Origin of the sequence: Aeromonas sp. R4-1 (assembly GCF_040908325.1) — a bacterium.
GTDB lineage: Bacteria > Pseudomonadota > Gammaproteobacteria > Enterobacterales > Aeromonadaceae > Aeromonas > Aeromonas veronii.
Genome location: NZ_JBFODM010000098.1, coordinates 217,530 through 228,289 on the forward strand (window position 1 = coordinate 217,530; position 10,760 = coordinate 228,289).

Annotated in this window: 10 protein-coding genes, 1 tRNA gene and 1 rRNA gene; 6 read left to right on the top strand and 6 right to left on the bottom strand. The window is 57.7% G+C overall.

Features of this window, described 5'->3' with window-relative positions:
* Positions 1-126 precede the first annotated feature (126 nt).
* From erpA to clcA, 3 genes are all read right to left on the bottom strand, one after another.
* Entirely contained in the window at positions 127-477 is a 351-nt protein-coding gene (erpA, locus tag AB5Y90_RS19370; RefSeq protein ID WP_005340225.1) for an iron-sulfur cluster insertion protein ErpA, read from the bottom strand.
* A gap of 87 nt (positions 478-564) precedes the next feature.
* Positions 565-1,260 carry a DUF6776 family protein gene (locus AB5Y90_RS19375; RefSeq protein WP_005343032.1) on the bottom strand — a complete coding sequence of 232 codons (696 nt, stop codon included), beginning with the start codon at positions 1,258-1,260 and terminating at the stop codon, positions 565-567.
* A 91-nt stretch (positions 1,261-1,351) separates the two neighbouring features.
* A complete protein-coding gene (clcA, locus tag AB5Y90_RS19380) occupies positions 1,352-2,740 on the bottom strand; it encodes a H(+)/Cl(-) exchange transporter ClcA (protein WP_101531562.1) in 1,389 nt (462 codons plus the stop codon).
* Between the two features lie 244 nt (positions 2,741-2,984).
* On the opposite strand from clcA, the gene hemL reads away from it, so the two are divergent.
* Together hemL and AB5Y90_RS19390 are read left to right on the top strand one after the other, a co-directional pair.
* Positions 2,985-4,271 carry a glutamate-1-semialdehyde 2,1-aminomutase gene (gene hemL, locus AB5Y90_RS19385; RefSeq protein ID WP_307895614.1) on the top strand — a complete coding sequence of 429 codons (1,287 nt, stop codon included), beginning with the start codon at positions 2,985-2,987 and terminating at the stop codon, positions 4,269-4,271.
* Positions 4,272-4,486: 215 nt separating this feature from the next.
* Complete coding sequence (locus AB5Y90_RS19390) at positions 4,487-5,302, top strand: hypothetical protein (protein WP_307895615.1); 816 nt, start codon at positions 4,487-4,489, stop codon at positions 5,300-5,302.
* On the opposite strand, the gene AB5Y90_RS19395 is transcribed toward AB5Y90_RS19390, so the two are convergent.
* Both AB5Y90_RS19395 and AB5Y90_RS19400 read right to left on the bottom strand, forming a co-directional pair.
* The gene (locus tag AB5Y90_RS19395) at positions 5,217-6,119 is read right to left on the bottom strand and encodes a sulfite exporter TauE/SafE family protein (RefSeq protein ID WP_307895616.1); all 903 of its coding nucleotides are present in this window, start codon (positions 6,117-6,119) and stop codon (positions 5,217-5,219) included. The two genes, AB5Y90_RS19390 and AB5Y90_RS19395, sit on opposite strands and share 86 nt — an antisense overlap.
* A 295-nt stretch (positions 6,120-6,414) precedes the next feature.
* On the bottom strand, positions 6,415-7,164 hold the full coding sequence (locus AB5Y90_RS19400) for a DsbA family protein (protein ID WP_042084194.1): 750 nt from the start codon (positions 7,162-7,164) through the stop codon (positions 6,415-6,417).
* Between the two features lie 197 nt (positions 7,165-7,361).
* Between AB5Y90_RS19400 and AB5Y90_RS19405 the strand changes: the two genes are divergently transcribed.
* The 4 genes from AB5Y90_RS19405 (at position 7,362) to AB5Y90_RS19420 (ending at position 10,343) form a co-directional block, all read left to right on the top strand.
* Positions 7,362-7,449 (top strand) — tRNA-Ser (locus AB5Y90_RS19405).
* A gap of 567 nt (positions 7,450-8,016) precedes the next feature.
* Positions 8,017-8,418 (top strand): transposase, encoded by a 402-nt coding sequence (locus AB5Y90_RS19410; protein WP_171277330.1) that lies wholly within the window; start codon positions 8,017-8,019, stop codon positions 8,416-8,418.
* Positions 8,415-8,762: an IS66 family insertion sequence element accessory protein TnpB gene (tnpB, locus tag AB5Y90_RS19415; RefSeq protein ID WP_171277329.1), complete on the top strand. Its 348-nt coding sequence runs from the start codon at positions 8,415-8,417 to the stop codon at positions 8,760-8,762. The genes AB5Y90_RS19410 and tnpB overlap by 4 nt, the downstream gene beginning before the upstream one ends.
* Before the next feature lie 30 nt (positions 8,763-8,792).
* Positions 8,793-10,343 carry an IS66 family transposase gene (locus AB5Y90_RS19420; protein WP_307895512.1) on the top strand — a complete coding sequence of 517 codons (1,551 nt, stop codon included), beginning with the start codon at positions 8,793-8,795 and terminating at the stop codon, positions 10,341-10,343.
* 190 nt (positions 10,344-10,533) lie between these two features.
* Here the strand turns inward: AB5Y90_RS19420 and rrf are convergent.
* Positions 10,534-10,648: ribosomal RNA gene (gene rrf, locus AB5Y90_RS19425) — 5S ribosomal RNA — on the bottom strand.
* Between the last annotated feature and the right edge of the window lie 112 nt (positions 10,649-10,760).

The following is a 10,760-nucleotide window of genomic DNA, read 5'->3' on the forward strand; positions in this document are numbered from 1 at the left end:
ACAACAAAGGCGCCATCGAGGCGCCTTTGTTGTTTCAGAGAAATGCTGTTTGATGGAGCTAACTGATCACCACAAACAAAAACAGCCCTCGTTGCCGAGAGCCGTTTCATCAGACCGATATGCCGATCAGATGGAGAAGCTGGAGCCACAGCCACAGGTCGTGGTGGCATTGGGGTTGGTCACGGTAAAGCGTGAACCCTCCAGGCCCTCGGTGTAATCCACGCTGCCGCCTACCAGATATTGCAGGCTCATGGGATCGATCACCATGGTGACGCCATTCTTCTCGACTACGGTGTCCCCGTCGTTGATCTTCTCATCAAAGGTAAAGCCATACTGGAAACCGGAGCAGCCCCCACCCGTGATGTATACCCGCAGCTTCAGCTCGGGATTCTCTTCCTCGGTGATCAGGTTCTTCACCTTGTTGGCCGCCGCATCCGTCATCTGGATGGGCAGCGGGGCTTCTGCTACTGCACTCATTACTGACCTCACAACCATTAGATCCACAAACATGGAAACCGCGAAATTATCCAATACCCGACCATTCAGTTCAAGTATTCACCACGTTTAACCGGCCGCGGGAACCGGAGCAGGCGGCGCAGCGACCAGCGGCTTGATCACCTCGCCCCACTCAACCAGCAGCTCTTGCGCCGGTTGCCTGCCATCCTTGTTGATGGTGACACGGATTCGATCCGGCACAAAGCCTTCCGGCAACTGCCAGTTCCCTTCCAGCAGCTGGAAATAACGCAGTGCATAGCGCCACTCGCTCACTTTCATCCCGAGATCGCGACCGGTCAGCGTCTTCGGCTTGTCAGCTAGACTCCCCTCGACCCGGATCTGCACCTGACCACGAAACAGCTCCCGCTTCTTGGCGGGCTGGGTCAGGGCGAGACGATAGTGGTAGCGACCGGGAATGCTGGTCTCCTGCAGAGTCAGGTTGTCGATCACCACCCCCACCTGTTCGCCGGTGGGGCGCATGATCCGCTCGAAAAAGGCCAGCTGGCGCTTGAGCTCCTGCACCTGCGCCTCCTGACTCTTCAGGGTGGTCTGCAACTGCTCGAAGGCCGCTTTCTGGGTCGCCAGCTGGGTATCTTTCACCCCCAATTCGGTCTTGAGCTGGCCGATGGCCTTGCCCTGACGATCCAGCGTCTCCTGCTGCACCACCAACAGACTGCTCTGGGCCAGCTCCTGACGGTTACCGACAAAGTAACCAATGAGCCCGCCAACGGCTAACACGACCAATAACTTCAATAGATTGGACATAGCCCCTCATCCCGTTATCACGCCATTTACGGCAGCGCCTCTCCCTTCACTATACCGCCCTGACCGGGGCCAAAGGCGATAAAGGGAAAAATTAACTGGCCGTGGCGCTGCCATCACCCCGCTTTTGACGCGCGGCGAGCCGTAAAGTTCGCTCCAGGATCTGGGAATAGATGGGCCGCCCCCCCAGCCACTGGGCAACCAGAGTCGCACCGACCGTGGTGATCATCATCGGCAGGATCAGCTGATAGTTATCGGTCATCTCGGTGACCAATACGATACCCGTGATGGGGGCGCGCACAGTGGCAGCAAACAGCGCCCCCATCCCGGCGATGGCAAAGGCGCCGGGCTCGATGCCAAGCTCAGGAAACGCCGCATGAAACAGATGGCCGAACACCACGCCAAACAGGGTGCCCAACGCCAGGGTCGGCGCAAACACCCCGCCCGGGGCACCGGAGCAGAAGCAGATGAGGGTCGCAACCAGCCGCACCGAGAAGATAAGGAACAGGGTCGCCATCGCAAACTCATCCCCCATCAGATGGGGAATAAGCTCGGTGCCGCCCCCCGTCACCGAGGGGGCAAACAGCGACAGCACACCAAACGTTCCGGCGACCAGCATGCCGATGGCCACGAAACGGTGGCGCTTGTTCTGATGCAACGCCAGATAGCCATCCTGACAGGCCAGCACCAGCTTGTTGAAGACAAAACCGAGCACCCCGAAGGTGGCCCCCATAAAGAGGAACAGCCAGAGCGCCTTGAGGGCGGGCGCATCGTAATGGGGCAAGGTGATCACCGCCCCCTGCCCTTTCATGTTCTGCAGCATCAAGGTCGCCATGATGGCGGAGATCCCCACCGCCTTGATGGCCAGAAAGGAGTAGCGAAACTGCGGTCGCATCTCCTCCATCACGAACAGGATACCTGCCAACGGCGCATTGAAGGCTGCCGCCAGACCGCCCGCAGCACCGGCGGCCAACAAGGCATGGCCATGTTCTTTGGGCAGCCGGAAGATATCCGCCACCATCTTGCCGAGGTTGCCGCCGATCTGTACCGAAGGCCCCTCCCGCCCCAGCACCATACCGGAGCTCAGGGTGCAGATGCCGCCGAAGAACTTGACCGGCAACACTCGCCACCACCGCACCGGGCGCAGATCGTCCATCGCCCCCTCGATCTCGGGAATGCCGGAGCCGCCTGCCTCGGGGGCAAAGGTATGAGTGAGGAAGTAGCCGACAAATCCCAACAAGGCGCTGAAGCCAAAGCCAAGCAGACCGAGCTGCCACCAGGGACGGTCTGCCAGCAAGGCGATACGTTGTTCTGCCAGCCAGTGGACACCCGATTCGAACAGGCCGCACACCAGCCCGGCCAGGGTGCCGACTAGTGCCGCCAGCAGCAGCACCAGCAAAGGCATCTTGTCTTGCCGGATAATGCGGGAAAGCGGCCCCCGCGAAGAGGTATCGGCTTCAGAGGAGAGAGCTTGTTGCGCCATCTTGTTACACCAACTTGGAAAAACCATATCGTCAGCTAGCTGAGATCAGGATCACCCGGCGCGTTGCTCGGCTGCCCAGGGCTGGGGCTTTCTGCTATAGTCGGCCCGTTAAATTTTTGTCACGGGAGCAGACCGAGAGTCCGGGTGGCGAGAGCGCAAAGCATACTCCTGATGCTCCGGCCTGCCGAGTCTCAATCGGCTGCAATCCCTTGTGTGACGACCAAAATCCCATTAAGGATGATCCATGTCAAAATCAGATCAGCTGTTTGAACAGGCCCGCCAGACCATTCCGGGTGGCGTCAACTCACCGGTCCGCGCCTTCAATGGGGTCGGCGGCACGCCCCGCTTCATCGATCACGCCGATGGCGCCTATCTCTATGATGTGGATGGTCAGGCCTACGTGGATTACATCGGCTCCTGGGGCCCCATGCTGCTGGGTCACAACCACCCCGCCATCAAGGCCGCCGTCATCAAGGCCGTTGAGAAAGGGCTGAGCTACGGTGCGCCAACCGAGATCGAAGTGCTGATGGCCGAGAAAGTCCGCCAGATCGTCCCCTCCATGGAGCAGGTGCGGATGGTCAACTCCGGCACCGAAGCCACCATGAGCGCCATCCGTCTGGCCCGTGGCTACACCGGCCGCGACAAGATCGTCAAATTCGAGGGTTGCTACCACGGCCACGCCGACTCCCTGCTGGTCAAGGCAGGTTCCGGCGCCCTGACCCTGGGTCAGCCCAACAGCCCGGGCGTTCCGGCCGATTTCGCCAAACACACCCTGACCTGCGTCTTCAACGATCTGGATTCGGTGCGTGAAGCCTTCACCCAGTACGGCAGCGAGATCGCCTGTATCATCATCGAGCCGGTCGCAGGCAACATGAACTGCATCCCGCCGGTCCCCGGCTTCCTGGAAGGGCTGCGCGCCATCTGTGACGAGTTCGGTGCCCTGCTGATCCTGGACGAGGTGATGACCGGCTTCCGCGTCTCCCTGCGCGGTGCTCAGGGTCACTACAACATCGACCCGGATCTCACCACCCTCGGCAAGATCATCGGTGCTGGCATGCCTGTTGGCGCCTTCGGCGGCAAGAAGAAGGTGATGCAGCACATCGCCCCGACTGGCCCTGTCTATCAGGCGGGTACTCTCTCCGGCAACCCGGTGGCCATGGCAGCCGGTCTGACCATGCTGGATCTGCTGCTGGAGCCGGGTCTCTATGAGCAGCTGAGCGCCAAAACAGCTCGTGTTGCCGAGGGACTGAAAGCGGCCGCCGCCAAGCACGGCATCCCGCTCGCCATCAACTATGTGGGTGGCATGTTCGGCTTCTTCTTCACCGAGGAGCCCGAAATCACCCGCTACGAGCAGGTCACTCGCTGCGATATGGAACGCTTCAAGCGCTTCTATCATCTGATGCTGGAAGAGGGCGTCTATCTGGCGCCGAGCGCCTACGAGGCGGGCTTCCTGTCGCTGGCTCACGGCGACAAGGAGATTGAACACACCCTGGCCGCCGCCGAGCGCAGCTTCGCCAAGCTGGCTGGCTAAATCGCTACTGCTTGTCGCAGAAGGGCCCGTCACGGGCCCTTTTCTATTACAGAGACTCCATCACCAGACAGGGCATCGATACGCCCAGTTCTGGTGCATTCCCTCTTCGTCACTCACCAATTTGTCATCCTCTGGTGCAACTTGCCCTGCCATCCCTGTCATAAAGCAGGCCCACTATTTGCACATTCACCACAAGAGCCCACGTCGAGGTCCATATGGCAGAGATGAGCCCTATCGATGTGCTGCGGCGCTATCAGGAGTATCAGGAGGAGTTGACCCCGCTACTGCAGGGGCTGCTCAGTGCCCCCCTTGCCTCGCTCAAGGGGTATCCCTTTGTCGTCAGCATTGACCACTATCTGGGGCCGATGTGCATCCAGCCTGCGGCACCGGCGGCCCATAACCGGCTGCACCTTATCGTGCAGGGGCAAGGGCGGGAGATCACCGTCTGTCTGCATCAGCTGATTGGCTGGTTGATGGGAGACAGGGAGCGCCGCCGCGCCATGCCCTGGTTCAAGGCGGTCTATGTGGTGCTCAGCATGGCGCTGTTTTTGATCGTCGCTACCCTGATCTGGCACGGGCTGGAGCAGCTCTACCAGCTATTGTGCGGCGAGCAGCAGAACCAGCTCGGCGCCTTTAGCGCCATCATCTTTCTGACGCTGGCACTGGCGGTGTTCGATCTGGGCAAGACCATTCTGGAAGAGGAGGTACTGCTGCATAAGGATATCTTCCGCCACAGCGCCATTCGCCGCACCATCACCCGCTTTATCGCCGCCATTCTGATCGCGGTCTCCATCGAGGGGCTGTTGCTGCTGTTCAAAGGCTCGCTCGGCCAGAGCGAGCTGCTCTGGCCAGCGGTCGGAGTGATGGGGTGTGCGGTGGGTTTGCTGCTGGCGCTTGGCCTCTATGTCTTTCTGGGAGCCAAGGCCGAAGCGGCACTGGTACAGGCTAGCCTGCGCTCTCCACCGCCAGTTGCACAGGGGAGCGACGCGCCGCCCGCCAGGAGGCGTACATGGTCCAGGAGGTATAGATGACGATAAAGGCAACCAGCCACTTCAGCATCTCCATATCCATGGATTTGACCAGCATGGCGGCCAGCACCACACCGATGGGGCCGAAGATGGCCACTGCCAGCACCGCCTTGGCATCGAACGCCCCTTTGCGGATAAAGGTGCCTGCGGAGAAAACGCTGAGCACGGCGGTGGAGCCCATCATGATGGGAAACGCCGCCAGCGGGTTCATCCCCAGCAGATAAACCAACGTCATGCAGGGGGCAAACAGGCCGATACCGACATTCATCAGCATCCCGAAGATGAAATTGCCAAGCAGGGCGATCGCCAGCTTGTAGCCGCTGAGCCCCATCGCATCGCCGCCTACAGGGAAAAGACCCAACAGACCGGCAAAGATAAGCCCTGCGACGACCAGTAAGGAGATAGCCATCACCAGCCGGATGGTCTGCCGATCAAACGAGGCCACATGACGAGCGCCCCAGGCTGCGCCAGCTGCGGCGGCCATCATCATGCTGATCAGCGTCAGCGGCTCCACTGCGACTGCGCCGACGAAGATCAGCGACTGAGTCACGGTCGGCAGCACGCACTGCCCATTTAGGGTACCCGGCAGCACCCGGTCATCGATCAGCTTGAACTGCTTGTAGCAGGCGGTCTTTACCGCAAAGCTGCCCACCCCCAGGGTATCGAGGAAGTTGGCAACCCCACCGATCAACGCCACCGGCCAGAAGGGGGTCTCCTCAAAGGATCCACTCTGTTTCTTCCGCCAGCAGGCTTGCACCAGCATGAAGACAAATACGAGGCCTCCGGCTATAAAAACCAGCCGTAAAATATCAACTAACATAGGGGTTTCTCCTGCAACGGGCGGCGATTCTAAGGCAAGCAGCGGAAAAAATCTTGACCGGAATTAAGCAATGCTCACGACACGCCTCTGCGAGGCGAAAAATTTATCAATAGACTCCGAACGACTCTGCTAATACTTGTTACTGAGGCCAACAGGCCGGGTCCTGAGCACGTTGTTATGGTCCTTTCGCGACGACCACTTGTGCCAAAGGACATAATAAAAAAGAGGGCCGGTAGTGATACCGACCCTCTTTCTGTATCTGGCCGGGGCGCTGGGCCTCGACCATGACAACTGCTTATTGAATGCTCTTGCCGGCACGCACGTCCTTGATAAACCCCTTCAGGCTGGCCAGATCACGGGGGGCACCGCGCAGGATCTGATCACCGATGATGAAGGCCGGAGTACCGGAGATACCGAGCGCTTCAGCCAGCGCACGGTTGGTACCGAGGTTCTGGTCAATGCTGCCATCCTTGATCTTGGCCTCCACCTTGCTCCAGTCAACACCGGCCGCCACAGCCAACTGCTTGACCTGTGCTTCATCAGCGAGCGGGCCCTGATGGGTATAGAGCTTTTCGTGGAACGCCTGGTACTTGTCAGGCTGACCCAGCTGGACCGCCAGCGCAGCACGGGCGGCGAAGTAGGAGGACTCGCTCAGAATGGGGAACTGCTTGTAGATGTAACGGATATCTTTATCTTCCGCCATCAGCTGCTTGACCAGCGGATGGGCCCGTTTGCAGTAACCGCAGTTGTAATCGAAAAACTCCACAATGGTCAGCGACGCCTTCGGATTCCCCATCTCGGGATCCTGATTGGCATAAAGCTGCTTGGAGTGAGCCTTGATCAGCGCCTTGTCACTCTCGGCCTGCTGGCTCTCCTGCTTGGCACGCAGGGCATTGGACATCTCGACCAGGATCTCGGGGTTCTTGACCAGATAGTCGCGAACGATTTGCTCGACATCGCTTTTGGTCAGCTCGCTTGCATGTACCGGCGTCGCCAGCAGGGTCACACCAGCCAGCGCGCAAAACAGGGCATTTTTAATAGTCATAACGTTATCTTGCAGAGGATATGATAGAGGCCACTATAGTGGTTGAGTCTTTTTTCAAGTCAAGTTATCTGGCCAAAAAAGCGCTTGATACGCTCTGATTGCCACTTTTTCATGTCGTTTAGCGCAATTAACCAGCAATCGAACCGGACGGGGATTTACAAGCCGGATCAGCATGGTAATATTCGCCGCACTGCTGCGGAGGGGTGGCAGAGCGGCTGAATGCACCGGTCTTGAAAACCGGCGATGGGCGACCATCCGTGGGTTCAAATCCCACCTCCTCCGCCATTCATACCGAGCCCATGCAACCATGTTGCGTGGGCTTTTTATTTGCCTACGACTTGCCACTCCCCATAGCACTCAGCAAATCAGCCTCCTTCATCACCCTCCTTAATCTTCACTCCTGCAGGCTCAATAACTACCAAAAAATCCCCCATCAACCTCGAACCTCTGCGTTCCTGCGCGAATCCCTTCCCATTTCCTTATTACCCCAAACAACAAGGACCCAAAGCAGCAACCACTGCGCCTGCGTGTTAGCACAGCCAACACACTCTCTGGAATAACGTCAGTGGGCGACTAACAAAATCATGGACAAGCAGAGGGCTCAAAAAGAAAGACTTCAGCTAACACAGGAAGCAGATGCCCAGGAAAGATCGCAAGCAAGAGATCGTAGCGTACAGGCGATCATAGGATTCGTGGGTCATGACTACGCCAGAGCCGCCATACAGAGCGACAGCGGTTCAGTGAAGAAAGAGTACCAAGCGGAACATCAGTAAGCGTCCGGCCACTACCGTCTGGTGAATGGAGGCAGTTGTGGACAAAGTAGTTCCCACTAAAAAGTAGTGGGAACCAAAGATGGTGTACACCAATAGCCGTACCAATAGCAGCCGTAAAGGCAGAGCCAATTACTCACGAGAATTCAAACAGCGGCTTGTCGAGGCCGCCAACCAACCCGGCGTCTCCGTCTCAAAACTCGCACTGGAGCACGGGGTCAATGCCAACCTCTTGTTCAAATGGCGACGTGATGCCAAAGCCGAAGCCCCTGCGTTATATCCCATCGAACTGGTATTGCCCCCTTCATCCACGGAGCTCTTCTTGCCTCAGCCCCCGCAGCCCGAAACGCTCACGCCAGAGACAGCCTCTGAACCGACACCACCCGGCACCATCGAAATACGGCTGGGTCGTGCAATGGTCGTCATTGATGGCACCGTCGATACCAATGCATTACGAATGATCCTGGAGACCCTGCGCGTATGATCAATCTTCCTGCCGGCACCCGGATATGGATCGTGGCCGGTATCACAGACATGAGAAACGGCTTCAATGGGTTAGCCTCGAAAGTGCAAATGACGTTGAAGGATGATCCCTTGTCAGGGCATGTCTTTATCTTCAGGGGCCGTAACGGGAGTCAAGTTAAGCTTCTCTGGTCTACCGGCGATGGTCTGTGTCTGCTGACCAAAAGGCTGGAGCGGGGTCGGTTTGCCTGGCCATCAGCTCAAGACGGCAAAGTCTTTTTGACGCCTGCACAACTGGCCATGCTACTGGAGGGGATAGACTGGCGCCATCCAAAACGCCTGGCTAACTCATTGACCATGTTGTAAAAAGTGATCCCCCATGTAAGATGCATGGGTATGGAAAAATCACTAGCCGACGAAATCCTGCGACTGAAACGACTCCTGGCCGAACAGGAGTCACTCAATCGTGTTTTGCATGCAAGGTTGGAAGAGCGGGAGCGTGAAATTGAGCGCCTGCTTGCGCAACTCGACAAGCTGCGGCGTATGTATTTTGGCAGCCAGTCCGAGAAAATCGCTCGTCGTATCGCCCAGACAGAAGCGCAGTTGAAAATACTCCAGCAAGAAAGTGACGCTATAACCGGCCGGGTGGATGATCTAGCGGTACCGCGGCCACTTCGCCAGACCCGCACTCGCAAACCCTTCCCGCAAGAGCTTCCCCGCGATGAGCACCGCCTGCATCCAACAGAGGCAGTCTGCCCGGAATGTGGTGGAACGCTGTCATACCTTGGAGAAGATACTGCTGAGCAGTTAGAGCTGATACGCAGTGCCTTCCGGGTCATCCGCACGGTTCGGGAGAAACACACCTGCGAGCAGTGCGATTTCATCACACAAGCGCCAGCGCCATCACGCCCTATCGAGCGGGGGATCGCCGGGCCAGGCTTACTGGCTCGGGTACTCACCTCCAAATATGCAGAGCACACCCCACTGTATCGCCAGTCGGAAATCTATGCCCGTCAGGGTGTCGAGCTGAGCCGCTCTGTGCTCTCTGGTTGGGTGGATGCGTGTTGCAGATTGCTGTCTCCGCTGGAGGAGGCGCTGCGGCAGTATGTGCTGACCGATGGCAAACTACACGCAGATGATACCCCGGTCCCGGTACTGCTCCCCGGCAATAAAAAGACAAAAACAGGGCGCCTGTGGACGTATGTACGCGATGATCGCAACGCCGGCTCCGAACTGCCTCCAGCCGTCTGGTTCGCTTACTCGCCTGATAGAAAGGGAGTCCATCCGCAAAGCCATCTTGCCGATTTCAGCGGTGTCCTACAAGCAGATGCCTACGCAGGATTTAATGAGCTATATCGTGAAGACCGAGCTGCCGGCACGATAAAGGAAGCCGCTTGCTGGGCTCATACCAGGCGAAAGATCCATGATGTGCATATCCGAACGCCATCGGACAACACACACGAAGCCCTCAAACGAATTGGTCAGCTTTACAGCCTCGAAGCAGAACTGCGTGGCATGTCAGCAGAACATCGGCTGGCAGAACGAGAACGGCGGGCAAAGCCCTTACTGAAAGAGCTGGAGGTCTGGTTACGGGATAGGATGTCCTCCCTCTCGCGTCACTCCGAGTTGGCCAAGGCCTTCGCCTATGCCTTGAATCAGTGGTCAGCACTGACGTACTACGCCGAAAACGGCTGGGTAGAGGTGGATAACAACATCGCGGAGAATGCGCTACGGCTAGTGAGCTTGGGGCGAAAGAACTTCCTGTTTTTTGGCTCTGATCATGGAGGTGAACGGGGAGCCTTGTTGTACAGCTTGCTCGGCACCTGCCGGTTGAACGGGGTGGATCCGGAGCATTACCTGCGGCATGTATTGAATGTGATCGCAGACTGGCCGGTGAACCGGGTCAGTGAACTGCTGCCTTGGCGTGTTGCTCTACCTGCTGAATAACCTGTCGCCACTGTCAATACGGCCTTCGCTGGACGCTTACGAACATCAGGCTATTTGTGGAACCAGAAAGCAGCGCAGAGTAACAATAAGAACAGAGGAAAGGAGATAGGGCCGGTCAAAAATCAGGCTACCTTCTGAGTTTCAGGTAATAAAAAACCCCGCTCGATGAGCGGGGTTTCTTGTATTGGGTGCCTGGCAGTGTCCTACTCTCGCATGGCGAATGCCACACTACCATCGGCGCTACCGCGTTTCACTTCTGAGTTCGGCATGGGATCAGGTGGTTCCACGGCGCTATGGCCGCCAGGCAAATTCTTCAATCTGTGAAAGCTGACGTAAGTAGTTCGCTTGGTATTTGCTACAAGCCTTAGAACACTTCTTGGGTGTTGTATGGTTAAGCCTCACGGGTAATTAGTATGG